This window comes from uncultured Tateyamaria sp., assembly GCF_947497045.1.
Taxonomy (GTDB): domain Bacteria; phylum Pseudomonadota; class Alphaproteobacteria; order Rhodobacterales; family Rhodobacteraceae; genus Tateyamaria.
In genome coordinates, this window is sequence record NZ_CANMEU010000001.1 from 570,424 (window position 1) to 592,746 (window position 22,323).

Annotated in this window: 27 protein-coding genes; 11 read left to right on the forward strand and 16 right to left on the reverse strand. The window is 56.1% G+C overall.

Going from position 1 to position 22,323, the window contains the following annotated elements:
* Positions 1 to 2: 2 nt before the first annotated feature.
* The 5 genes from Q0859_RS03025 to glpK are packed head-to-tail and all read left to right on the forward strand — an operon-like array spanning position 3 to position 5,411.
* Positions 3 to 1,181, forward strand: a complete 1,179-nt coding sequence (locus Q0859_RS03025) for a geranylgeranyl diphosphate reductase (RefSeq protein WP_299147418.1) — start codon at positions 3 to 5, stop codon at positions 1,179 to 1,181.
* On the forward strand, positions 1,178 to 1,711 hold the full coding sequence (gene idi / locus Q0859_RS03030; RefSeq protein WP_299147419.1) for an isopentenyl-diphosphate delta-isomerase: 534 nt from the start codon (positions 1,178 to 1,180) through the stop codon (positions 1,709 to 1,711). The genes Q0859_RS03025 and idi overlap by 4 nt, the downstream gene beginning before the upstream one ends.
* Positions 1,708 to 2,337, forward strand: a complete 630-nt coding sequence (locus Q0859_RS03035; RefSeq protein ID WP_299147420.1) for a LysE family translocator — start codon at positions 1,708 to 1,710, stop codon at positions 2,335 to 2,337. The genes idi and Q0859_RS03035 overlap by 4 nt, the downstream gene beginning before the upstream one ends.
* Positions 2,338 to 2,376: 39 nt before the next feature.
* Positions 2,377 to 3,942 carry a glycerol-3-phosphate dehydrogenase gene (gene glpD, locus Q0859_RS03040; protein WP_299147421.1) on the forward strand — a complete coding sequence of 522 codons (1,566 nt, stop codon included), beginning with the start codon at positions 2,377 to 2,379 and terminating at the stop codon, positions 3,940 to 3,942.
* Entirely contained in the window at positions 3,939 to 5,411 is a 1,473-nt protein-coding gene (gene glpK, locus Q0859_RS03045; RefSeq protein ID WP_299147422.1) for a glycerol kinase GlpK, read from the forward strand. Before glpD ends, glpK begins: the two co-directional genes overlap by 4 nt.
* Positions 5,412 to 5,420: 9 nt before the next feature.
* On the opposite strand, the gene Q0859_RS03050 is transcribed toward glpK, so the two are convergent.
* Entirely contained in the window at positions 5,421 to 6,116 is a 696-nt protein-coding gene (locus Q0859_RS03050; RefSeq protein ID WP_299147423.1) for a fumarylacetoacetate hydrolase family protein, read from the reverse strand.
* A gap of 263 nt (positions 6,117 to 6,379) precedes the next feature.
* On the opposite strand from Q0859_RS03050, the gene flhA reads away from it, so the two are divergent.
* The 4 genes from flhA to Q0859_RS03070 are packed head-to-tail and all read left to right on the forward strand — an operon-like array spanning position 6,380 to position 10,708.
* On the forward strand, positions 6,380 to 8,455 hold the full coding sequence (flhA, locus tag Q0859_RS03055; RefSeq protein WP_299147424.1) for a flagellar biosynthesis protein FlhA: 2,076 nt from the start codon (positions 6,380 to 6,382) through the stop codon (positions 8,453 to 8,455).
* Positions 8,456 to 8,481: 26 nt separating this feature from the next.
* A complete protein-coding gene (locus Q0859_RS03060) occupies positions 8,482 to 9,222 on the forward strand; it encodes a flagellar biosynthetic protein FliR (protein WP_299147520.1) in 741 nt (246 codons plus the stop codon).
* The gene (locus Q0859_RS03065) at positions 9,219 to 10,310 is read left to right on the forward strand and encodes a flagellar type III secretion system protein FlhB (protein ID WP_299147425.1); all 1,092 of its coding nucleotides are present in this window, start codon (positions 9,219 to 9,221) and stop codon (positions 10,308 to 10,310) included. The genes Q0859_RS03060 and Q0859_RS03065 overlap by 4 nt, the downstream gene beginning before the upstream one ends.
* Positions 10,307 to 10,708: a hypothetical protein gene (locus tag Q0859_RS03070; RefSeq protein WP_299147427.1), complete on the forward strand. Its 402-nt coding sequence runs from the start codon at positions 10,307 to 10,309 to the stop codon at positions 10,706 to 10,708. The genes Q0859_RS03065 and Q0859_RS03070 overlap by 4 nt, the downstream gene beginning before the upstream one ends.
* A 3-nt stretch (positions 10,709 to 10,711) precedes the next feature.
* Here Q0859_RS03070 and Q0859_RS03075 read toward each other — a convergent pair whose 3' ends face one another.
* From Q0859_RS03075 to Q0859_RS03115, 9 genes are read right to left on the reverse strand one after another with little or no spacing between them, the layout of a single operon-like run.
* Positions 10,712 to 11,194: a flagellar basal body-associated FliL family protein gene (locus Q0859_RS03075; protein ID WP_299147428.1), complete on the reverse strand. Its 483-nt coding sequence runs from the start codon at positions 11,192 to 11,194 to the stop codon at positions 10,712 to 10,714.
* Between the two features lie 12 nt (positions 11,195 to 11,206).
* Positions 11,207 to 11,944, reverse strand: a complete 738-nt coding sequence (gene flgH / locus Q0859_RS03080; RefSeq protein WP_299147429.1) for a flagellar basal body L-ring protein FlgH — start codon at positions 11,942 to 11,944, stop codon at positions 11,207 to 11,209.
* Between the two features lie 11 nt (positions 11,945 to 11,955).
* Positions 11,956 to 12,369, reverse strand: coding sequence for a flagellar basal body P-ring formation chaperone FlgA (flgA, locus tag Q0859_RS03085; protein WP_299147430.1), 414 nt, complete (start codon positions 12,367 to 12,369; stop codon positions 11,956 to 11,958).
* A complete protein-coding gene (flgG, locus tag Q0859_RS03090; RefSeq protein ID WP_299147431.1) occupies positions 12,369 to 13,154 on the reverse strand; it encodes a flagellar basal-body rod protein FlgG in 786 nt (261 codons plus the stop codon). Before flgG ends, flgA begins: the two co-directional genes overlap by 1 nt.
* Before the next feature lie 10 nt (positions 13,155 to 13,164).
* Positions 13,165 to 13,884 (reverse strand): flagellar hook-basal body complex protein, encoded by a 720-nt coding sequence (locus Q0859_RS03095; protein WP_299147432.1) that lies wholly within the window; start codon positions 13,882 to 13,884, stop codon positions 13,165 to 13,167.
* Position 13,885: 1 nt separating this feature from the next.
* Positions 13,886 to 14,155: a flagellar biosynthetic protein FliQ gene (locus Q0859_RS03100; protein ID WP_299147433.1), complete on the reverse strand. Its 270-nt coding sequence runs from the start codon at positions 14,153 to 14,155 to the stop codon at positions 13,886 to 13,888.
* Position 14,156: 1 nt separating this feature from the next.
* A complete protein-coding gene (fliE, locus tag Q0859_RS03105; protein ID WP_299147434.1) occupies positions 14,157 to 14,441 on the reverse strand; it encodes a flagellar hook-basal body complex protein FliE in 285 nt (94 codons plus the stop codon).
* Between the two features lie 25 nt (positions 14,442 to 14,466).
* On the reverse strand, positions 14,467 to 14,859 hold the full coding sequence (gene flgC, locus Q0859_RS03110; protein ID WP_299147435.1) for a flagellar basal body rod protein FlgC: 393 nt from the start codon (positions 14,857 to 14,859) through the stop codon (positions 14,467 to 14,469).
* 11 nt (positions 14,860 to 14,870) lie between these two features.
* Positions 14,871 to 15,263 carry a FlgB family protein gene (locus Q0859_RS03115; protein WP_299147436.1) on the reverse strand — a complete coding sequence of 131 codons (393 nt, stop codon included), beginning with the start codon at positions 15,261 to 15,263 and terminating at the stop codon, positions 14,871 to 14,873.
* An 82-nt stretch (positions 15,264 to 15,345) separates the two neighbouring features.
* On the opposite strand from Q0859_RS03115, the gene Q0859_RS03120 reads away from it, so the two are divergent.
* On the forward strand, positions 15,346 to 16,680 hold the full coding sequence (locus Q0859_RS03120) for a FliI/YscN family ATPase (protein WP_299147522.1): 1,335 nt from the start codon (positions 15,346 to 15,348) through the stop codon (positions 16,678 to 16,680).
* Between the two features lie 279 nt (positions 16,681 to 16,959).
* Here Q0859_RS03120 and Q0859_RS03125 read toward each other — a convergent pair whose 3' ends face one another.
* The 6 genes from Q0859_RS03125 to Q0859_RS03150 all read right to left on the reverse strand — a co-directional run bounded on the left by Q0859_RS03125 (position 16,960) and on the right by Q0859_RS03150 (position 20,665).
* Positions 16,960 to 17,745, reverse strand: a complete 786-nt coding sequence (locus Q0859_RS03125) for a DUF1217 domain-containing protein (protein WP_299147437.1) — start codon at positions 17,743 to 17,745, stop codon at positions 16,960 to 16,962.
* Position 17,746: 1 nt separating this feature from the next.
* Positions 17,747 to 18,151, reverse strand: a complete 405-nt coding sequence (gene flbT / locus Q0859_RS03130) for a flagellar biosynthesis repressor FlbT (RefSeq protein WP_299147438.1) — start codon at positions 18,149 to 18,151, stop codon at positions 17,747 to 17,749.
* On the reverse strand, positions 18,148 to 18,525 hold the full coding sequence (gene flaF / locus Q0859_RS03135) for a flagellar biosynthesis regulator FlaF (protein ID WP_299147439.1): 378 nt from the start codon (positions 18,523 to 18,525) through the stop codon (positions 18,148 to 18,150). Before flaF ends, flbT begins: the two co-directional genes overlap by 4 nt.
* A 69-nt stretch (positions 18,526 to 18,594) precedes the next feature.
* Positions 18,595 to 19,872 (reverse strand): flagellin, encoded by a 1,278-nt coding sequence (locus Q0859_RS03140; RefSeq protein ID WP_299147440.1) that lies wholly within the window; start codon positions 19,870 to 19,872, stop codon positions 18,595 to 18,597.
* Positions 19,873 to 20,073: 201 nt separating this feature from the next.
* On the reverse strand, positions 20,074 to 20,433 hold the full coding sequence (locus tag Q0859_RS03145; protein ID WP_299147442.1) for a flagellar biosynthesis protein FlgN: 360 nt from the start codon (positions 20,431 to 20,433) through the stop codon (positions 20,074 to 20,076).
* Positions 20,423 to 20,665: a rod-binding protein gene (locus tag Q0859_RS03150; protein ID WP_299147443.1), complete on the reverse strand. Its 243-nt coding sequence runs from the start codon at positions 20,663 to 20,665 to the stop codon at positions 20,423 to 20,425. The genes Q0859_RS03145 and Q0859_RS03150 overlap by 11 nt, the downstream gene beginning before the upstream one ends.
* A 155-nt stretch (positions 20,666 to 20,820) precedes the next feature.
* Between Q0859_RS03150 and Q0859_RS03155 the strand changes: the two genes are divergently transcribed.
* A complete protein-coding gene (locus Q0859_RS03155; protein WP_299147444.1) occupies positions 20,821 to 22,323 on the forward strand; it encodes a flagellar hook-length control protein FliK in 1,503 nt (500 codons plus the stop codon).

Below are 22,323 nucleotides of genomic sequence, written 5' to 3' on the forward strand. Positions count from 1 at the left end.
CGATGTTTGATGTAGTTGTTGTGGGCGGGGGACCGTCCGGTGCCACCGCCGCCGAGGATCTGGTGCGCTCGGGCCATTCGGTCGCACTGCTGGATCGCGAAGGCCGGATCAAGCCATGCGGCGGGGCCATTCCACCCCGGCTGATGCAGGATTTCCATATCAACGACGGTCAGCTTGTGGCCAAGGTGAACACCGCCCGTATGATTTCGCCCACAGGGCGGCACGTCGATATTCCGATCGAAAACGGGTTTGTCGGCATGGTGGACCGCAAGGATTTCGACCCCTTCCTGCGCGCCCGTGCGACCGAGGCGGGGGCCGAATACTTTACCGGGACTTTCGTGCGCATTGACCGCCTCGAGGGTACGCCGGTCGTCATTTACCGCGACAAGGCCACGCAAGAGCACAAGGAACTGCCCTGCAAGCTGGTGATTGGTGCCGATGGCGCAAGGTCCCGCGTTGGTCTGGCCGAGGTCAAGGATGCAGACAAGGTCCCGCTTGTCTTTGCCTATCACGAGATCATCAAGGCCCCGGCCAAGACCGACGTCTATGATCCTGTGCGTTGTGACGTGATCTATGACGGGGCGATCTCGCCCGACTTTTATGGCTGGGTGTTTCCCCACGGGGACAGTGCCAGCGTGGGCATGGGCTCTGAACTCAGTTCGGTGAACCTCAAGCAGGCGACCGCCGACCTACGAGCCGCTTCGGGTCTGACTGACTGTGAGACATTGCGCAAAGAAGGTGCGCCGATACCGCTTAGACCACTGGATCGGTGGGACAATGGCAAGGATGTCGTGCTGGCCGGAGACGCGGCAGGCGTTGTGGCCCCGTCCTCCGGTGAAGGGATTTATTATGCGATGGTGGGGGGGCGTGTTGCGGCAACAGCCTGTGCGGCGACACTTGCGTCAGGCCGGGTCAAGGACCTGAAGCTTGCCCGAAAGCTGTTCATGCGCGAACATAAGACGGTGTTCCGGGTGCTCGCTTCAATGCAGAACGCCTACTATCGCAGTGATGATCGCCGCGAGCGGTTTGTGTCGCTGTGCCATGATATTGACGTACAACGCCTGACCTTTGAGGCGTATATGAACAAAAAGCTGGTCAAGGCGCGGCCCATGGCCCACATCAAAATCGGTATCAAGAACATGGCCCATCTGACCGGCCTCGTGAAAGCAAACCACGTATGAGCATTATGATCCCCGCTTGGGTCGATGGCACCCTGACCCCCGTTGAAAAGCTGGACGCGCACAAGCGGGGCCTGCGGCACAAGGCGGTGTCGGTGTTCGTGATCCGGGACGGGGCGGTGCTATTGCAACAACGCGCGATGGAAAAATATCACACTCCGGGTTTGTGGGCGAATACCTGTTGTACCCATCCCGGTTGGGATGAGGCACCTGATATGTGCGCTGCCCGACGGCTCGAAGAAGAGGTGGGGATTACCGACCTGCCCTTGGAACATCGTCACCATCTTGAATATCGCGCAGATGTCGGCGGCGGGTTGATCGAACATGAGGTCGTCGACGTCTATGTCGGGCACGCCCCCTCAGACCTGTCCGTTCTGGCGAACCCGGACGAGGTGATGGCGGTGGAATGGGTCGATTTCCATGATCTGAAAGCCGCGATTGCGCGCAACCCTGAACGTTTCACCCCGTGGCTGCGCATCTACCTGACGGATCATGCCGAAACGATCTTTGGCACGGATCTGGTGCACGCGTGAGCGGCGAGACCTATCTGCTTTACCTCGCGGCCGTCGCCATATTCTTTGCCACGCCGCCTGATACCAGCCAGCTTTTGATCGTCTCGAACGCGATAAAACATGGGCTGCGGCGCAGTATGTGGGTGATTGGCGGAGATCTGAGCGCGAATGCCGTACAGATGACAGCCGCTGCCTTTGGATTGGCTGCGATCATTGCGACGTCAGCAGCGGCATTTGGGTGGATCAAATGGTTGGGCGTTGCCTATCTCGTCTGGATCGGGCTGCGACTCATTCTGTCACGATCCGGTCAAGATACAGAGGCTGCGGCACGCTCATCCGCACCGTTCCGTCTGTTTCGAATGGGGTTTGTGACCTCAATGACCAACCCGTTTGCCGTGGTCTTCTTTGCCGCCCTGTTTCCACAGTTCATTGATCCAAATGCGGCGATCCTACCCCAGCTTTTGATCCTTGGGACGACCTATCTGGTGGTAGATGGGGTGACTTTGGTGCTGTGGGGATGGGCCGGGGACCGGGTTGCCGCTCGCATGGCGCAACTATCGTTTAGAGGCATCAATCGCATCTGTGGCGGGCTGATGATCGGGGCCGCTGCGCTGCTTGGTCTCAAGGACATCGCGCCGCAGCGTTAACGCTATCGATTGATAGCGACCCGAACCTGCCCTAAACCGATGCCCAAACCCCAAGCGGAGGGCACACACGTGGCGGACGACAAGATATACGATCTGTTTATCATCGGTGGTGGCATCAATGGCACCGGCATTGCGCGCGATGCGTCTGGTCGCGGCCTGAGCGTGGCCCTGGCAGAGGCCGGGGATTTGGGCGGTGCGACGTCCTCTGCCTCAACCAAACTGTTCCACGGCGGCCTGCGTTACCTCGAATTTTTCGAGTTTGGGTTGGTAAAATCCGCCCTCAAAGAACGTGAAGTGCTGCTGAAGGCGATGCCGCATATCAGCTGGCCAATGCGCTTTGTGCTACCTTATGCCCCCGACATGCGGTTCGACAGTGACACGCCGACATCGCGTCTGTTGGCAAAGGTAATGCCATGGATCGAAAAGGGGCGCCGCCCTGCTTGGCTGATCCGGCTGGGCCTGTTCATGTATGACAATCTTGGCGGCCGCGAGATTTTGCCGGGCACCAAGACGTTGGATCTGACAGCTGCACCCGAAGGCAAAGGACTGAAATCGCGGTTCAAGATGGCCTATGAATATAGCGACGCATGGGTCGAGGATGCGCGGCTTGTCATGCTCAATGCCCGCGACGCCGAGGCGCGTGGTGCAACCATCCTGACCCGCACGGCTGTCACCCAAGCCTCCCGTGAAGGCGACGCATGGCAGATCAAAACCGAAAGCGGCACCTATCGCGCCAAAGCCCTCGTCAACGCAGGTGGTCCGTGGGTGGCCGACATTCTGACCGGTGTGATGCGCCAGAACTCCAAGCATGCAATCCGGTTGGTGCGCGGCTCGCATATTGTGACCAAGCGGCTTTATGACCATGACAAGGCTTATTTCTTTCAAGGATCTGACGGGCGGATCATCTTCGCCATTCCCTACGAGCAGGATTTTACTCTGATCGGAACAACCGACGCAGATCACACCGATGCGGACGTGAAACCGCAGATTTCGGATACCGAGCGGGACTACCTGTGCGCCTTTGCGTCGGAGTATTTCGAAAAGCCGATCACCGCCGATGATGTGGTGTGGACCTATTCCGGTGTGCGCCCGCTTTATGATGATGGGGCCTCATCAGCTACGGCGGCGACCCGCGACTATGTGCTGGCGCTGGATGAAAACGGCCCACCCGTCCTCAGCGTCTTTGGGGGCAAGATCACCACCTATCGCAAGTTGGCCGAGCAAGCCCTCGCCAAGATGGGTTTGGGAGAGGCGTGGACCGCAGGTGTGCCCCTGCCCGGCGGAGACTTCAAAGTCGCCGATGTGCCCAAGCTGCGGGCAAAGCTGGTGGCTGACTATCCGTTTCTGGACGACAAGTGGGCTGCCCGCCTGATCCGCGCCTACGGGACCGAAGCGTGGGATGTGTTGGGTGATGCCAAAGCGGCAGCGGATCTGGGCCGCGACTTTGGTGCCACATTGACCGAAGCCGAACTGCGCTGGATGATGGCCCGCGAATACGCGGTTGTCGGGGACGACGCACTGTGGCGCCGCACCAAACTGGGGCTGCGCCTGACTGCTAACGAGCGCGCCGCTGTGGATACTTGGATGAAGGAGGCCGCCACATGACCCATATCCTCGCCATTGATCAGGGCACCACGTCGTCGCGCGCCATTGTATTTGACACCGACATGAAACCCATCGCCTCCGCGCAAGAGGAATTCACCCAGCATTTTCCCAACAGCGGTTGGGTCGAGCACACGCCTGGCGACCTTTGGGCCACGGTGCAATCGACCTGCGCCGCCGCAATGGACAAGTCGGGTTTAGGCGCGAGCGATATTGCGGCCATCGGGATCACCAACCAACGCGAAACCACCGTGATCTGGGATGCAGAGACGGGCGAGCCACTGCACAACGCGATTGTCTGGCAGGATCGGCGCACCGCTGCAATGTGTCAGCAGTTGCGCGATGAGGGACACGGCGATCAGGTCACGGCGGTTACCGGTCTGCTGCTTGACCCCTATTTCTCCGCCACCAAGGTGAAATGGATCCTTGATCAGCACAAAGGGTCCCGTGACCGTGCCGCGTCCGGCAAGTTGTTGTTTGGGACGGTCGACAGTTTTCTGATCTGGCACATGACCGGCAAGACGGCACATGTCACGGACGCCACGAACGCGGCACGCACGATGCTTTATGACATTCACAAGGGGCAGTGGAGCCCTGAGATGTGCGACATGCTCGACATTCCGATGCAGATGCTGCCTGAGGTCCGCGATTGCGCGTCCGACTTTGGCGTAACCGATTTGCTGGGGGGCGAGACACCGATCCACGGTGTTGCAGGCGATCAGCAAGCCGCCACCATCGGTCAGGCGTGTTTCCAGCCGGGCATGCTGAAATCGACCTATGGTACGGGGTGTTTTGCACTGCTGAACACTGGCGACACCCCGGTCACATCAACCAATCGATTGCTGACCACAGTGGCCTATCAACTGGACGGCAAACCGACCTACGCGCTTGAGGGATCGATCTTTATCGCCGGTGCGGTGGTGCAATGGCTGCGCGATGGGTTGGGCATCATCGGGTCCGCCTCTGAAACGGCGGCGCTGGCAGAACAAGGCAGTGGCAACGTGACATTGGTGCCGGCGTTCACCGGGCTTGGGGCACCCTATTGGAACCCTGATTGCCGTGGCGCGACCTTTGGGCTGACGCGCGATACAGGACCCGCGGACATGGCGCGTGCGGCCCTTGAAAGCATTGGCTTTCAGACCCGCGACTTGTGGGAAGCGATGCGTGCCGACTGGCCAGATGCAGGGGATGCGGTGCTACGGGTCGATGGGGGCCTCAGCGCCAACGATTGGGCGATGCAGTTCCTGTCGGATATGCTGGGCGCACCCGTGGATCGGCCTGCGGGGCTTGAAACCACAGCGCTTGGTGCAGCATGGCTGGCAGGTATGCGCGCGGGCATTTACCCGGACATGGACGGGTTCGCAGATACTTGGGCACGAGATGCCCGGTTTGATCCGGTCATGCCCGAAGATGCGCGCGCCGACGGCTATGCCCGCTGGCAACGCGCGATTACTGCGACTCAAACAGTCTGACGACTACGCTCAGCCCGGTGGATCGATTGTCAGCTTCAGTGTCCCGATGCCGTCAACACCGCCTGTGATCACATCCCCCAGCCCCACTGCGCCGACACCCGCAGGCGTGCCAGTCATAACCAGATCACCGGGGGCCAGCGTCATGGCCTGCGACAGGATCGAGATGTGTTCGCGCACGTCCCAGATCAGGTCAGCGATATCTGCATCCTGACGCGTCTCGCCATTGACTGCGAGCCAGATACGGCCCTGCGCCAAGGACGTGATCGCGCTGAGCGGCACAAGGGGGGCCATCGGCGCAGAGTTGTCAAACGCCTTGGCCCAATCCCAGGGGCGGCCCATTTTCTTGGCCTCGGCCTGCAAGTCGCGTCTGGTCAAATCAACGCCAACACCAGCACCCCAGATGTGATCCATAACGTCTGCCTGCTCGATATTCGCGCCTCCTTTGCCAATGGCAATCACAAGCTCGATTTCGTGGTGCAGGTCGTGTGTCAGCGGCGGATAGGGAATTGCGCAGGGACAATCCACAACAGCATCCGCTGGCTTGGTAAAGAAAAAGGGCGGTTCACGATCCGGGTCCTTGCCCATTTCACGAGCATGCGCGGCGTAATTGCGCCCCACGCAAAAGATACGGCGCACGGGGAACCGCACGGAACTGTCCGCAATCGCGACAGATGCTTGGGGCGGTGGATCGAAAGCGAAAGTCATTTGCGGTCTCCGGTAGATGCGGCTGTAGGCGATCAGATCTCAATAAGATGGATGCGTCCAGAGGCTAAAGGCAAAGGATACCACCCTTCGGGCTGTCATGGTTGGTAAATACACAAACGCCATAAGATACTGTTATATATAAATACTTTAACTATTCCTTCTGCCAAGGCAGCCCCAAAAGACCTCTGATCGATTAGGCGTTTCTTAATTACCTTAAATTATCAGATGAATTTACGAGTAAGTTGCAAGGGCACAGACCGACTATGCCAAAGATCAATGCGTTTAGCCCGACGGTTCTGTTGAGCATCTTCTTGATGGGCATCATCATTATGATGATTTTGCCCATGCCCGCGTGGGTGCTTGATATGGGTTTGGTCATTTCGATCACGTTGGCGATCCTTGTCTTTACCATCACCTTGTTCATCGAACGGCCGCTCGACTTTTCATCCTTCCCGACGATCTTGTTGGCGTCAGTTGTTTTGCGATTGTCGCTGAACGTGTCCTCCACCAAGCTGATCATCAGTGAAGGCCACACAGGCACACAAGCCGCCGGGAACGTCATTCACGGGTTTTCCCAATTCATTATGGGCGGCAGCGTCTTTTTGGGTCTGGTCGTCTTTTGCGTCCTGCTGATCGTGAATTTCATGGTTATCACCAAGGGGGCAACCCGCATGGCCGAAGTTGGCGCGCGCTTTGCACTCGATGGGATGCCGGGCAAGCAAATGGCCATCGACAGCGATATGTCCGCAGGGGCAATTGACCATAAAGAGGCCAAGGCGCGCCGCGAACTCGAACAGGCAGAGACGACGTTTTTCGGATCATTGGATGGTGCGTCAAAGTTTGTGAAAGGCGATGCAGTTGCCGGATTGCTGATCACCATTCTGAACCTGGTCGCGGGCTTGGGCGTTGGGGTGGTTGCACACGGAATGCCGCTTGGCAGCGCATTCGAAACCTATTCCATCCTGACGGTTGGCGACGGTTTGGTCTCACAAATTCCGGCGGTCATCATTTCGATTGCATCTGCGTTATTGTTGGCACGGGGTGGCGCAAAGGGGGCCGCAGACCTTGCGGTGTTTGGGCAATTGGGCAAGCATCCGGCGGCACTCGGGACGGTCGCGCTTTTACTGGCCGTGTTCGCCGTATTTCCGGGGATGCCGTTTTTGCCGTTCATGGCCGGCGCGATCGGATTGGGCATAACGGCATTTTTGATGAAGCGACGCGCTGATGCCGCGCCACTGAACGACCTAACAATCGAAGAATTGCCAGAACCAATCGCGGAAAAATCTCTGGGCGATGTCTTGGAGCTTGACGACATTCACGTCGAATTTGCGCCGGATCTCGTCAATATGGTGCTTGATCCCGGCACGGGGCTGGATGCCAGAATCGCAAATATGCGCACACATGTTGCGTCCGTCTTTGGCGTCATTCTTCCTGAAATCCGGCTGACCGACAATCCTGCATTGGAGACAGGCACCTATGTTTTGCGCATTCAGGGGGTCGAGCAGGCGCGCGGCGTTTTGCGTGCCTCTGACATCCTGATATTGACACCAGGCGAGGACATCCAATTACCCGCAGGCGAAGATACATCAGAACCTGTCTATGGCGCACCTGCCAGATGGATCGCACAAAAACATCAGGAAACGGCTGCAATGTCTGGCGTGACCATCGTAACGCCAACCGAAATTCTTGCGACGCACCTGCTTGAAGTCGTGAAAAAGAACTTCAGCCGCCTGCTCACGCTTAAATCATTGCGCCGCCTGCTGCACGAAATGAGCAACGTATCTGATCAAGGCCGGGCCGAGGCGAACCGGAAAATGCTGGACGAGCTTATACCTGACAAGGTGCCCATCGACGTGCTGCACTCTGTCCTGCGTCTGTTGCTGGATGAGCAGGTCTCGATCCGAAATCTGCCATTGATCCTTGAGGCGACGGCCGAGGCGCGAGGGGTCAATGCGCGGCCCGAGGCGATCTGTGAACATGTGCGCCAGCGTCTCGGATTTCAGCTGGTGGCCGAGATGCGCCGGACAGATGGGACCCTGCCCCTCGTTCAGCTTGCACCCGAATGGGAAGATACCTTTGTGAGCTATCAGGTGGATGCGGATCGGGGTCTGGATGTCGCACTGCCGCCGGAATTGTTCAATCGGCTGGCCGAAAACATGTCGGAAAGACTGCAAGATGCGGCAGAACAAGGCGTCTTTGCCGCCGTCGTCACAAACACCCAGCGCCGTCGGTTTATAAAAACCTTGATGCGGGCCAAGGGTATCTCGAACCCGGTGCTGTCCTTTGAGGAAATCGGCGTCGATGCGCGGCCTTCGTTGGTCGGCGTGATTGCGGCGTGAACGTTGCCGCTGACTTGATCTCGCTGATGCAAGCCGAGCTGTGGCTGGGCTTCATCGTGTTCCTGCGCATTGCCGCAACCGTCGCGCTGCTGCCTGGATTTGGTGAGCAATCCGTTTCCGTTCGCGTGAAGCTAGCCCTTGCATTGGCCTTTACACTGATCGTCGCGCCAGCCGTTTCGCTGCCCGAGTTGGACTATTCAACAAGCACGCTTGCCACGCTTACGCTGACCGAAACGATTTCTGGTTTGCTTTTGGGCATCGGAGTGCGGCTGTTTGTTCTGGCGCTTCAGACGGCTGGCGCAATCGCTGCCCAATCGACATCCCTGTCCCAAATCCTGGGCGGAGCCACGATAGAACCGCTCGCCGCCATCGGCTACATTTTGATGGTTGGCGCGATAGCCTTGGCGATGATGGCCGGGCTGCATGTCAAGGCGGCTCAGTTGATGATACATTCCTATGTCATTTTGCCGATTGGATTGTTCTCGGCTGGCAGCGACATCGCAGGGTGGGGCATTGCGCAGATTGCGCATGCCTTTGAATTAGCGTTTGTCTTGGCCGCTCCGTTCATCATCATGTCCGTGCTGTACAATTTGGCACTTGGGGTGATCAACAAGGCGATGCCGCAACTGATGGTCGCTTTTGTCGGAGCGCCGGTCATCACCTTGGGCGGCTTGTTTCTGTTGTTTTTGGCCGCGCCAACGATGTTGTCAGTGTGGCTCTCCGCATTGGATCAATTCATGGCCAACCCAATGGGGCACACCAGATGAGCGGGCAAGACGACGACAGTGACAAGCCGTTCGATCCGACCCCCCAAAAACTGCTGGAGGCACGCAAAAAAGGCGAGGTTGCAAAATCAACGGATTTACAAACGGCAGCTGGTTACGCGGGGTTGACACTCGCATTTATCGCCCTGGGCACACAGATGATCATCCCGTTCGGATCAGCGATGCAAGTGGTTCTGGATCAATCCGCCGAGCTCTCTGATGTCGCATTTTCAGGCTCTCAGGCACCGGTCCTGGGCGGTATTTTCCGGGCGACGGGCCTTGCCTTGGTTCCTGTATTTGCGTTGCCCGGATTGGCGGTGATCCTGGCTGTCCTTGCACAAAGGGCGTTTGTTGTCGCACCCAGCAAATTGCAACCAAAGCTATCGCGCATATCGCTGTTGCAGAATGCCAAGCAAAAGTTCGGGCGGGGTGGATTTTTCGAGTTCGCAAAGAGTTTTGTGAAGCTGATCATCTACTCCAGTTGTCTGGCCCTGTTCCTCAAGGCGCGCCTGCCCGAAATGGTGTCAGTCATCCACAGCGATGCTGGCATTGTGGTCGCGTTGTTGGCCGAACTGTGCGTCACCTTTTTGTTGATCGTGGTTCTTGTGTCTGCCGCCTTGGGTGCCATCGACGCACTATGGCAGCATCACGAACATATCCGCAAAAACCGGATGTCGCGCAAAGAGGTCATGGACGAAACGAAAAACGCCGAAGGGGATCCACATCTCAAGCAGGAAAGGCGCGCGAGGGCACAAGCCGTAGCGGCACAACAAATGATGTCGGATGTTCCAGCCGCGGATGTGGTCATTGTAAATCCAACGCACTTCGCCATCGCCCTGAAATGGGACCGAAGCTCTGGCACGGCGCCTGTTTGCGTTGCCAAAGGTGTTGATGAAATCGCATTGAAAATCCGCGAGGTTGCAACCGAGGCCGCGGTGCCCATCCACAGCAACCCACCCACTGCACGGGCTTTGTACGCGGTGACAAATATTGGCGATGAAATTGCGCCAGAGCACTACGAAGCAGTTGCGGCGGCTGTCCGTTTCGCAGACCAAATGCGCGATCGTGTGCGGCGGGGGGTCAACCCGTGAATCTGGAGCAGTTGAAAACGCTATCCGACCTCAAGTTCCAAAAAAGCGAACAGGCAATGGCAACCATTCGTCAACGGGAACAAGTGCTGCGTGCCGAACTGGCGCGACTCAGGTCGCTTGTTCTCGACACTCAGGCGCAACGTCCGGAACATTCATCAATCCGGGCCATTGGTGCGGACGTCATCTGGCTCAAGTGGATCGGTCAGGCACAACAGCAACTCACCACCGAACTGGCGCAGGTGCTCGCACAAAAGGAATTCTATCTTCCTCAACATCGCCGTGCGCATGGTAAAAAACTGGTCGCCGCGCAGCTGGCGCGAGATGCGGTCAAACAAGACAAGCAACGTCGCCAGAATGACGTCATTCAGTCTGCAATTAACCACACGCTGCACAAATGATGATCAATAATCCTGACGCGCAATCTCGATGATGAGGACGTCTGATATGCGTTCGCCCATGTCTCTTTGCGCCACAGTCTTCAATGCGGTTCGTACCACATCCAGGTTGGACGGGTTCGTAAATGCGCCGTCAAAGCCACCAATATTTGAATGGTCAAACAATACCCGCAGAAATGAGTCGCGTAACCTTGGCTCTCGGGCATAGACGACGTCCTTTTGCCCGACTGGCACCTCAAGGCTCAATGACATCACAACCAGTGCCTTTACCCTGTCTTCCTTGATGACAGGCACGACAAACTGGTTGCTCATCTTGAAATATTCATGCATGCCATCCTGGCCGGGCTCATCCGTCTTAGCTTCGGGTTTGACAGCTTCAGATGCCACACTTTCTTCGGCTATGTCGGGTTCGGGACGCAGGTAGATACCCGCCCCAACACCCGCACCTGTCCCGATCAAAATCAGTATCAGCGGCAACAGTTTTTTCATTGCATCGATCCTTTAGAATGGCAAAACAGCATCAAGAACCTGCTGCCCGATACGGGGTTGCTGCACATCCGTGATCTGCCCGCGACCGCCATATGACACCCGCGCGGAGGCGATTTTGTCATAGGTGATCTCATTCTGGCGCGAGATATCTTCGGGGCGGACATAACCGGACACCAACAGCTCGCGCATCTCGAAATTTACCCGCAACTCTTGCGAGCCTGTGATTGACAGGACGCCATTGGGCAGGACATCGACGACGGTTGCCGCCACACGCAGCGTCAGTTTCTCTTTACGTTTGACCGATCCGTCCCCACTGGAACTGCTGTTGGAATCGATTGAAACAAAGTCCGAGCTAGACGCGCCTTCCGGCAATTTGCGATCAAGACGCTGCGGCAGACCACCGAGTTGCGGGATTGCCAAACTCTCCGATCCACTGCGCGATCTGTCTGTCTCGTTCGAGATCTCGGCTTTTTCATCGATTTCGATCACCACCGTCAAGATATCACCTTGTCGAATGGCACGTCGATCGCCCAACAGCGACCCACGCTGTCCACTCCAGAGCGATGCACGATCCAAGGGGCCGCGTTCTTCTATAATTTCGGGCAGAGCCGTCGACACCATCGCGGAATGCTCTTTGGTGTCAAGCGCATTGGTGAACGAGGGGGCCTTGCCGATATGATCTGATCGCCCACACGCAGCAATCGTAACCAACAGGGCAAGGGTTGCGATTTTACGGAGCGATGGGCGCATGGCAAAAGTCATTACTGGGTCACCTTTATGGAGCCGTCCGGCTGAACAAAGCCAAAGAGCGTTGCGCGTGAACTGAGGTTCATAATCCTGACACGGTCACCGATGCCGCCGCGTTCAAGCGCGCGTCCCTCGGTTCGGATCGTCAGACCGCCTGCATCAAATTGCATGGGCACAATCTGGTTTCTGTTTATAACCGCGGGGGGACCGATCCCTTCGAAGGGGATGGGGCGCCCGGCGTAAAGTGCGATACGTGCCTCTTGGCCTGCCACATCTGACACGCGGTCAAACATCCCATCCTGAAGACCCGCCTTGACCGTCAGATCCGCGGCCGTAATCAACGTGCCCGGGCGCAGCGTGCGGGTCGGTGTCACCACATCCGCCTGAGCGGAGGTACACAGGAGCAAAAGAGCGATCAGGTGTTTCATCAGCGCACCTGCGTCATTGCGCCCATCATCTGATCCGCGGCCGAAATAACTTTGGAGTTCATTTCATAGCCGCGCTGCGCCGCGATCAGTTCCGTAATCTCTCGCACGGCATCGACCGAGCTTTCCTCCAAGAATCCCTGACGCAAGGTGCCCAACCCATCGAGTCCCGGCGTGGTGACAATCGGCGGGCCGGACGCCTCGGTTTCGGCAAACAGATTGCTGCCAAGCGCTTCGAGCCCTTTGATATTCGTGAAACCGGTCAGGTTGAATTGCCCGATCAACTGACCCGCAGGGGTGTCGGTGAAATAGGCATAAACTTCGCCGTCGCCGTTGATGGATATACTTTGCGCATCTTCGGGAATAACAATCTCGGGCGATACTGGATATCCGTCAGACGTAACGATCACCCCCTCGCCTGTTCGCTTCAAACCACCGTCCCGCGTATACGCTGTCTGGCCAGATGGCAGTGTCACCTCGAGAAATCCGTTGCCGTCGATCGCAACATCCAGATCGCCGCCGGTTGCTGCAAGTGAGCCCTGGGCAACATGAACCGAGACGGCCGTTGGACGAACCCCCAGCCCAAGCTGAACACCCGCAGGCAAAACTGTCCCGTCAGAGGCATTGATCGCCCCCGGTCGGGTCATTTGCTGATAGTGTAAATCTGCAAACTCAGCCCGGCGGGCGTTGTATCCAGTTGTGCTCATGTTGGCGAGGTTGTTGGAAATGGTTTCCACCCGCATCTGTTGGGCCAACATTCCTGTTGCCGCGATTTTCAGGGCGCGCATCAGCGTCTCCTTATTGTGATTTCAACATTGCATCCATGGCACGGCGCACACGTTCGTCTTCGGAATCAAGAAAGTTTTGCCCCATCTCATAGGCACGTTGGATTTCAATCATCCGGGCCAGCTGTCCAATCGGATTGACGTTTGAAGCCTCGATGAAGCCTTGCATCACGCGCGCATTTCCGGCTGGCTCAAACCCGTTCTGGGCATCGAACATGACTCCCGTTTCGCGGACCATGCCGACCGTATCGGTCGGGGCCACAAGACCGACCTGACCAACAAGCAGACCATCAGCACTGATTGTTCCGTCCGGCGATATCGCAATCGTTCCGGCATCCGGCGGGATGAACACCGGCGCACCGCCAGCATCCAACACCTGATATCCATCAGGCGTGACCAGGTCCCCCTCGGCATTGGGGGTGAACGACCCTGCGCGGGTCAATCGCTCCCCATTCGGGGTCTGGACCAGGAAATAGCCGTCACCCTCAATCGCCAAATCAAATGTGCCGCCAGTTTGGGTCAGCGCCCCTTGTTCAAACGATGTCTGGCGCACATTGGCCTGCCCCATGGACAAGGACGGCCCACCCTGCATCCCTTTGACAAATTCGGAAAAGACAACGCCCTCTTGGCGAAAACCCGACGTAGCGCTGTTGGCGATGTTGTTTGCGACGACCTGCATTTCGCGCATCAGACCCGACTGCCGCGTCAACGTAATATATCCGGTACTGTCCAACTTAACCTCCGATAATCAGTGGAATGATGCGGCCATGAAAGAATGAGACCATCGTCTGCGTCATGAACCCCATCGACATCCAGAACACGACGACAATGGCGGCCAGTTTGGGCACGAAAGTGAGGGTCATTTCCTGGATCGACGTCAGCGCCTGCACCAAACCAATCGACACGCCAGCCACCAAGGCCACCGTCAGGATCGGGATAGAAACCAGCACAGCAACCCAAAGACCTTGCCGCAAGGTGTCAAAAAAGATGATCTCGTCGAGCATGCTAGACCGGCATTCTCAGGATTTCTTGGTAGGCCTCGACTACCTTGTTGCGCACCGTTACGGCCGTTTCGACGGCAAGCTCGGTCTGTGCGAGTGCCTGCACCAAGGCGTGCGGATCGGCATCACCAACCATCGCCTGCTGCGCGACGGCTTCGCCTTGCGCCATGGTCTGCGCAAAATTCATTGCGACCCGGCCAAACATACTGCCGCCGGATTCGGTGCCGGCCTGAGTGGCGGGCCGCGATGCGGCATAGCTTTTGACTGCGGAAAGTGCTGCTGAATCCATTCTGGATCTCCTCTTTATGCGCCAATCAACGGCGCAGCAGTTGCATCAAACTCGACGACATTTGCCGAGCTTGTTCGAACATTTTCAGGTTGGCCTCGTAGCTGCGTTGCGCTTCTCGCGCGTCCGCCAGCTCGATTAGCAAATCGACGTTTGATCCATCGTAGTGACCACTTCCATCCGCCATCGGGTGGCCCGGATCATAGACACGTTCCAAAGCGCGATCATCCAAAGACATGCGGCCCACCTCAACCCGTGCGACACCATTTCCGGCATCAAATTCAGTACGAAACGGGACAGTTTTGCGCCGATACCCCGGCGTATCCGCGTTCGATATGTTTTCGGACAGATGACGAAGACGGGAAGACTGCGCCTGCAAACCGCTTGTGGAAACAGATAGTGCTTTTGAAAACTCGCTCATCGCTATGCTCCTTACTGACGCCCTAGGCTGGATCGCAGGATGTTCATGGCTGACTTGTAGATGGCGAGGGAACGATCATGCTGGCGTTTGGCGTCGGTGGCGCGCAGCATTTCGGTTTCCAACGAAACGGAATTGCCATCAGGTGCGGCGAATGAGCGATCCTCAAAGATCATGCCATCAACACGTCCGGCCTTCATCCCATGCAGATGGCTGGCACGTGTGGCGCGTTGAAGCGAGGCACCGGCATCTTGCGGTGCGTAAATCTCCTGAAAACTGGGGATATCGCGGCCAACAAACCCCGGCGTATCGGCATTCGCGACATTCTGCGCGATGACAGCCTGTTTTTGACCTGCGTGAACGGCCATTGCATGTGCCGTTTCGAAAACAGTTAGATTTTGGAACATCGGGGCTTCTCCCTCGAGCAATTTCAACCAAGGCTTAACTGTGATTCCTTTAAAAACTGTTTGCAGGCATTTGGAGGATCCGATGAAACACGCGATACGGCTGAAATCTTTGCAAACAAATCTGGCTGACATCAAAGTGGCACGCTCAATTGGACGCATTGCCGGTGTCCAATCTGGCATTTTGACGATCACAGGCTTGGGCAATGATGCGCGTATCGGTGATCGCGCTGAAATTCGGCTCAAGATCGGCAATAAATTGAACGGCGAAGTGGTGCAGTTGACCGAGGATGGCGTGATCGTCCTGCCAGATGATCCCATTCAGGGGATCGCCCTCGGCGACAGCGTTTTCCTGAAGCGCAATGTTGGATTGTCGCCAGACATGAGTTGGTTGGGCCGCATCATTGACCCTGACGGTGCACCACTGGATGGCCGGTCGTTGGCGAAGGGTGTGATTTCCCGCCCACTTTTGTCCGCTCCGCCCGCCGCTGCGAAACGCAGGCCGTTGGGACAGCGCCTTGATACGGGCCACGTCGTGTTCGATACCATGCTGCCGGTCGTTAGGGGGCAACGCATCGGCCTGTTCGCAGGATCGGGGGTCGGAAAATCAAGCCTTATGGGAAAGCTCGCACAACATATGTCGGCAGATATCGTTGTGATCGCCATGATTGGGGAGCGGGGGCGCGAGGTGCGCCATTTCGTCGACGAGGTTCTTGGGCCCGAAGGCCAGGCACGCTCGATCGTCATCGCTGCGACATCAGATCAATCGCCACTGTTGCGGCGTCGATGCGCGTGGTCGGCAATGGCCATTGCAGAATATTTTCGCGATCTGGGGATGTCTGTATTGTTGCTCGCGGATTCCATCACACGGTTTGCCGAAGCACATCGCGAGGTCGCTGTCGCTGCCGGGGAGGCTCCGGTACTGCGTGGCTTTCCGCCATCAACCTCTCATTTGATAATGTCACTCTGTGAACGTGCGGGGCCGGGCTTATCAGATGAAGGGGATATCACCGCAGTATTCAGCGTGCTGGTGGCAGGGTCCGATATGGACGAACCCATCGCCGATATCTTGCGAGGCGTGTTGGACGGTCATGTCGTCCTTGATCGGTCGATCGCTGAGAGGGGGCGCTTTCCGTCTGTTGATATTCTGCGATCCGTTTCTCGCAGTCTGCCGAGCGCGGCAACGGAGGAAGAAAACGACGTGATCGCAAGGGTTAGAAAACACCTGAGCGTGTATGCTGAAAATCAGATGATGATCAAAGCGGGCCTATATACCCGGGGGACGGACGCGGAAATCGATGCGGCGGTTGATATATGGCCATCTTTGGATGAGGTGATGGCAGGCCTGCACGCAAACAACTGCAAACACAGTTTCGACCAGCTCAAGCTGGTATTGAGACGCGCCGGTCGCGGGCCATGAACTGAGACACACGGTTTCCCCCGTAGAACTGGAGCACTACATTGTCCGCGCAAGAGGGGTTGGCATGGAGTGGAAGGGATATTCGGACAAAGACGTATTGAAATTGCTGCGCGAGATCGAGCCAGAGCTGACCGTGGGCAATTGTCTAGCCCTGAAATCCTTGGCCCAGACACAGGGGGCTAGACAACAACAAAACCAATGATGGTGGATACAGTTCTGTTGTTTCAGCCTCAAGCAGGCTGGATCGTTGTCCCAACGCCCGCCGAAGACACGAAATTACTAACTAAGCAGAGTAAGCGCAATCTGGGCACCTGAAGATCCAGCTCCAAATGCACTTATCTGCGCACGTGCAAGATACGTTGTAATAAGCCGATCCAGATTTTCAGGCTCGGCAAATTCAGATGGATCAGATACTCCAAAGATACGTGCGGTTCTGTCCTGAAATACTCCTAATTGCTGATCAATGTCAGCTTGGCCAAACCCATCGGGCAAACCCAAAGCGGTTTCGAACAAGGTCCGCAGGGGTGGTTGACCCATGATGCTAAACCATTTTTGCGCCTCGCTGCCTGTACCGCCTACGACATCTTCAAGAGTTCGTTCCGCATATAGGGCGATACGCATTGTTTCGTCCTGATTGCCTGTAGCAATTTCAAAACTGTTCGCTTGATGTTGAGCAATGATTTTTTCCGCGAAATCAGAAGCTAATGCGCCTCGAACTTCACCGGGACCCAAACCAAATGCCGCTGAAAAATCTTGATAACGGGAGTCGGTAAACCGATTGGCCAGTGCATCATCTGCGGTCGTCCCGTCACTCAGCATTTTTTCGATGAAGAAGCGATTATTGATATCGTCCTGAAGGCCAAATGCCCCAAGAGCCACTGTCAGAATTTGCCGATCAGCCACCAGCTCCTGTGCCGAGGTCACCGACCCAATTTTTTCCGCAAAGTGATCCGTATCTCGTTTTAGCTGCGCGGATTGATTAAAGGCGGTAGCTTGTTGATCATAGGTCCTTTGCAGAAACTGCCAACCAACTAACCCGGAAGAAATCAGGACAGGCTGATACATGCTATTGCACCCCGGCGGACAGCATACGCTCTTCGCGAGGCAGCAATGTTCTGAGGGCCTTCAAGCAACGATAGTGGTCATCTTGAACCAATGCATGCGACGCAATATCAAGATGTTTGCGGCTATCTGCGTCGATAAAAACCTGACTCAATTCTTCAATGCTTCGCAAAAGTGAACGTCTGCTTTCACCTCGATCTGCATCGCCCGACAGAACCAGCTGCACAGCATAGCAAACGCGACGCACGGGCGTTTTCGCATCTTCAGGATGGATGGCATCCCGAAGTCTCAAAATATGTGCATCCGGTGTCATAATCGCCAGACGGCTTCTGCGGTCACCGTTCTCGATAACGGCACCGTTTATCAAAACGCGTTCTTTCGGGCTTAGCTTCAGGATAAGACCACTCATGTCGCGGGCCCCTCACTTTTCAGGCCGCGCAAAACAGCCATATTGATTTCCAACAGTGGCATAACCGAAGCCTTTTGTCGCAGGATCCGCCGTGTATGATGGCTGGTAAATTCGGCGAGATATATCACACGCGCCTTCAACTCATCCGGCAATGGATTATCGGCATCAGCGATATCGACCACCAGCGCGGTCCATAACCGCTGGTTCCGATGCAAAGCCTCGGCATATGCAGCAAAATTCTTTTTGCTATCCAGCGCCTTGTCGCGCAGCTCTTGAGTAACGCGCGCGATCACCTGATATTCTGCCCGACGGTTACTTCGGGTCGACGTTGCATGTTCTGCATAGCCACGTATAGCTTGAGAAGTCGCGTTCACACGATCACCTGTTCCATTGGAATGAAATGAGTTGGCGAGGCACCAAAAACAGTGCCTCGCCTATGTTGCTTAACGGAACAACGACAGGATTGTCTGCGGTGCCTGGTTCGCAATCGACAGTGACTGAACACCCAGCTGCTGCTGCGTCTGTAGAGCTTGCAAGCGGGCCGAAACCTCTTCCATATCAGCGTCAACAAGCGAGCCGATACCAGATTTCAACGAGTCCGTCAGCTTGCCGACAAATTCCGATTGCGTTTCAATCCGGCCCTCGACAGAACCAAACGATGCAGCAGCATCAATTGCGGTGTTGATAAGCGTCTCGATCGAAGTCAACGCAGCAGTTGCGCCTGCGTCGGTCGTGACATCAACTGCCTGCAAAGCTGCCAAACCACCAGAACTTGTGCCTGCGGTGTTCCCATCGGTGTCGGCTTCGATTGTCACAGACAGTTCGTTGCCAGCATTTGCACGCGTCAGTCGCACGGTGTCACCATCAAGCGCCACTGTATAATTGGTCTCATCCGTGGCAGACAGGAAGGCCGACACCTGATTATACAGATTTGTCGCGACATCCTGTGTGCTGTCATCAGAATCAGCCACATATTCAAACGTCCGCGTGCCAAGGCTGTTGGCACCAGCTGTGTCATCCAACTGGAGCTGATATCCGAACCCATCACCGACCGACGCAATTGCAACATCAACGAAAGATGCTGTGCCCGTGGTGGGCGCTGCGGTGCCAGAATTAACCGCCGCCCCTGCGCCTTCAGGTGTTGCGTTAACAATCGTCGCACCAGTATCCGCACCGGTACCATCATAGACTTGCGTGGTCACAGAACCGGAAACCGACAGGTTTTGACGTTCCACAGTGATATCTGAGGCGCTGACGTTGCCACTCGAATTCCGGTCAAGCGACGAAAGAATAGTGACGTCATCCGTCGATGTGCCATCAACAAGGTTCAGGCCGTTGAACTGCGCAGCCCCAACCACGCCCTCAATCTGATCACGAAGGGCATTGATGTCCGTCTGGATCTTGTCGCGATCCACATTGGATTCTTGAGCGGCTGTGATCTTGCCTTTGATATCGACCAGCAGATCAGTCACAGTTTCTGCGGCGTTCCGGCCAACCGCAACTGTAGATTCACCAAGGCTCAGGCCTTCGGAAATCGCCTTGAACCCTTTGACATCGGACTCCATGACCTTGGAAATCGCCCAAACGGCAGAGTTGTCTTTGGCGCTCGATACCGACTTACCTGTCGAAATCTCGTTCTGCGTCATTGCTAGGTTTTTGTTGATCCCTTTAAGGGTTTGCAGCGCAACCATTGCACTGTTGTTCGTTAGAATGCTCGACATAAGTATGTCCTTTTGTCACGGCGCTTTGCGCCAGGGTTACGTCTCGACCATCGCGGGCGAAACCGATTGCCGTTCTGACAAATGCAGTCCCTATGATCAGGGATTTGCGCCACCCGGTTTGAGTGCAGGAGGACCATGCCCCGTTTAGTCCTAACAGATTGCTAAGTGCCGCTTTCCCAATGTCTTAGATTTGAATCAAACCTAAGCACGCTTTTCCAAAGTCCCGCCATCAGCCACGGTGACGGTGCATTTTTTCCCCAATGAATCGTAAGTATCGAGCGATTGGCGCACCTGACGAATGCTTGCCAACCGACGCGTTACGGATCGCACACCGTCAAGAGCCGCATCCAACAGCAATTGATTGCGTCGCAATTTCTCCTGCAAAGCACCCACCTCATATCCGCCCGAAAAATCAGGTACATTTAGGCTGTTGATCAAGCCCTCCTTTCGAAGATGCAGTCGCGAGACATCTTCCAGATTTCCCTCCAGCAAGGCGGCACGCTCTGTATCCAGCAGATCGTTCAAAGAATCGACAGTTGCTTGCGTCAGATCATCCTTCATGCTGCCGCTCCTTGAGCGCTTCGAACAGCGATTCTGCCAATCCGATTCCGCCAGCAGTCACCATTTCTTCGGCTTGTGCTTGCACTAAGAAGGACGAAAATTGATCTTCGCCCGCACCGCCACCAAAGGCGGTGCGCGTCTGCCCCAACCCGGCGGCCTTTAGCATTTCAGCCAAAAAAGTCGCCTCCAACTTCTGCGCAGCATCACGCAATGCGCCGTCGGTCCGGGTCATGGTTTTGGCGACAAGCGGTTGCGCGTCAACAAACTGCATACTGACTTCCTTTCAATTCGATCAATATTTCAGATCATGGACGATGATCGGTAAAGAACCGGTAACCATCGCTGATCCATAGTGTCGTCAACGCGGAAGAAATCCCGGAGACGCGCATGAACCTCACGATCCTGACGGCCTTGACCGACACAGCAGATGTGCGACCCAAGGTCCTGGAAACCGAAACGTCGGTCGGCACCTCGCTGCTATTTACTGACGTTCTTGGGAAAGGGGCCGACACTTCGGCTTTGGTGCCAGATGTTAACCAATCAACAGCATCAGATGATCTTGAGAAAGAGGTGGCTTCAATCGGTGTGAAGCATGAGGTCGCCGTTCGCAATGATATGCAAGATCGGGATGCAGAGGTTGAAGTCTATCCGTCGCCAACTGCCCAACACGCCACTGACGGTGTGAAAACCAAATTGAAAGCATTGCCGCCGACCGACATTGAGGTCGTACATGGACGCAACGATACAGGGTCTATTGAGGTAGAAATTCCGACAATCACGCCTGTAGAACAGTTCGTTGTGCCAGCATCAGACATGTCCGAGACTGATCAGTCCGCAGTCAGGTCTCTGGACACAGCAGAGCCTCAACCGGTTCGGTCAAGAGCGGTCGGGACAGAAACATCGTCTCGACTTTCGCCGATTGAGGCGTGGCAGCCAGCAACTTCTCAGTCAGCAACAAAAAGGGAGCGGTCGGTGTCCACTCTCCCACCACCGCGCGCTAACGACGCCGCCGATACTGCAATGCCCCGCACGGAACAGCGTGCGCTGATGGATGCGGCTTCGAGCACCAAATTGTCACCGACCGATCGACATCTTTCGGGACATACCGCAACGCTACTCGTGTCACCGATAGCCTCAAACACGGCATCAGGATCACGTCTCATTCAAAACTCCGTAGAATTTTCATCAATTAAACCAATCGCGGGCCAGGACATGATCACCGAACAGGTGCGCGCCACTCCAGAGACGGCAGCACAAATAATGCGACATGATCGTCCGTTCATCGCCCATGCCGTACATGGCAAACCAGACTTGGGCACCGCCTGGCTTGGCGGGGGAAGTGATATTTCAAAGCCATCTATCAATCAGGCCGCCTCTCTGATCACCGACACAGCGACATCGGTCGAGGGTCCCTTCGAGCAAATAGTATGGGACGTTCGGCCTTTGACGACCCCGGGCATGCCAACAGTTTTGCAGACACGCCCGGACCTGCCACCTCATGTCGCGCAGCAGATTGCGGAAGCGTTGCACAGAGCCCCTGAGAAACCATTGGAACTTGTGTTGAATCCGCCTGAGCTTGGGAGAGTCAGGATGCGTCTGTCACCATCTGACGCAGGTATTGTAGTCAGTGTTGTGGCGGACCGACCAGAAACGCTGGACCTGATGCGGCGCAATATCGAAGATTTGGGACGTTCCTTCGAAGAGCTTGGTTATGAGGACATATCATTCTCATTCGCTCAAGGTGATCAAACCGAGCAGGATCCCGACGGGAGCCATCAAGAGGCGGAGACTGCCCGCGCAGACCCTTTCGAAAAACAAACCACGACCGTCATCCCCGCACTCATATCGGCACTCAAAATTACGCCCGATGGCGTTGATATAAGGCTATAA

What these genes read in the sequence shown, in the direction of transcription:
- flhA (WP_299147424.1), top strand. Translation starts at nt 6,380, where the DNA reads ATGCCAAAGATCAATGCGTTTAGCCCGACGGTTCTGTTGAGCATCTTC.
- fliE (WP_299147434.1), bottom strand. Translation starts at nt 14,441, where the DNA reads ATGGATTCAGCAGCACTTTCCGCAGTCAAAAGCTATGCCGCATCGCGG.
- flgG (WP_299147431.1), bottom strand. Translation starts at nt 13,154, where the DNA reads ATGCGCGCCCTGAAAATCGCGGCAACAGGAATGTTGGCCCAACAGATG.
- Q0859_RS03100 (WP_299147433.1), bottom strand. Translation starts at nt 14,155, where the DNA reads ATGCTCGACGAGATCATCTTTTTTGACACCTTGCGGCAAGGTCTTTGG.
- Q0859_RS03025 (WP_299147418.1), top strand. Translation starts at nt 3, where the DNA reads ATGTTTGATGTAGTTGTTGTGGGCGGGGGACCGTCCGGTGCCACCGCC.
- Q0859_RS03050 (WP_299147423.1), bottom strand. Translation starts at nt 6,116, where the DNA reads ATGACTTTCGCTTTCGATCCACCGCCCCAAGCATCTGTCGCGATTGCG.
- idi (WP_299147419.1), top strand. Translation starts at nt 1,178, where the DNA reads ATGAGCATTATGATCCCCGCTTGGGTCGATGGCACCCTGACCCCCGTT.
- Q0859_RS03150 (WP_299147443.1), bottom strand. Translation starts at nt 20,665, where the DNA reads ATGACCCGGACCGACGGCGCATTGCGTGATGCTGCGCAGAAGTTGGAG.
- Q0859_RS03115 (WP_299147436.1), bottom strand. Translation starts at nt 15,263, where the DNA reads ATGTTCCAAAATCTAACTGTTTTCGAAACGGCACATGCAATGGCCGTT.
- flgC (WP_299147435.1), bottom strand. Translation starts at nt 14,859, where the DNA reads ATGAGCGAGTTTTCAAAAGCACTATCTGTTTCCACAAGCGGTTTGCAG.
- flbT (WP_299147438.1), bottom strand. Translation starts at nt 18,151, where the DNA reads ATGAGTGGTCTTATCCTGAAGCTAAGCCCGAAAGAACGCGTTTTGATA.
- Q0859_RS03065 (WP_299147425.1), top strand. Translation starts at nt 9,219, where the DNA reads ATGAGCGGGCAAGACGACGACAGTGACAAGCCGTTCGATCCGACCCCC.
- flgA (WP_299147430.1), bottom strand. Translation starts at nt 12,369, where the DNA reads ATGAAACACCTGATCGCTCTTTTGCTCCTGTGTACCTCCGCTCAGGCG.
- Q0859_RS03145 (WP_299147442.1), bottom strand. Translation starts at nt 20,433, where the DNA reads ATGAAGGATGATCTGACGCAAGCAACTGTCGATTCTTTGAACGATCTG.
- Q0859_RS03125 (WP_299147437.1), bottom strand. Translation starts at nt 17,745, where the DNA reads ATGTATCAGCCTGTCCTGATTTCTTCCGGGTTAGTTGGTTGGCAGTTT.
- Q0859_RS03155 (WP_299147444.1), top strand. Translation starts at nt 20,821, where the DNA reads ATGAACCTCACGATCCTGACGGCCTTGACCGACACAGCAGATGTGCGA.
- Q0859_RS03075 (WP_299147428.1), bottom strand. Translation starts at nt 11,194, where the DNA reads ATGAAAAAACTGTTGCCGCTGATACTGATTTTGATCGGGACAGGTGCG.
- Q0859_RS03060 (WP_299147520.1), top strand. Translation starts at nt 8,482, where the DNA reads ATGCAAGCCGAGCTGTGGCTGGGCTTCATCGTGTTCCTGCGCATTGCC.
- glpK (WP_299147422.1), top strand. Translation starts at nt 3,939, where the DNA reads ATGACCCATATCCTCGCCATTGATCAGGGCACCACGTCGTCGCGCGCC.
- Q0859_RS03140 (WP_299147440.1), bottom strand. Translation starts at nt 19,872, where the DNA reads ATGTCGAGCATTCTAACGAACAACAGTGCAATGGTTGCGCTGCAAACC.
- flgH (WP_299147429.1), bottom strand. Translation starts at nt 11,944, where the DNA reads ATGCGCCCATCGCTCCGTAAAATCGCAACCCTTGCCCTGTTGGTTACG.
- glpD (WP_299147421.1), top strand. Translation starts at nt 2,377, where the DNA reads ATGCCCAAACCCCAAGCGGAGGGCACACACGTGGCGGACGACAAGATA.
- Q0859_RS03120 (WP_299147522.1), top strand. Translation starts at nt 15,346, where the DNA reads ATGAAACACGCGATACGGCTGAAATCTTTGCAAACAAATCTGGCTGAC.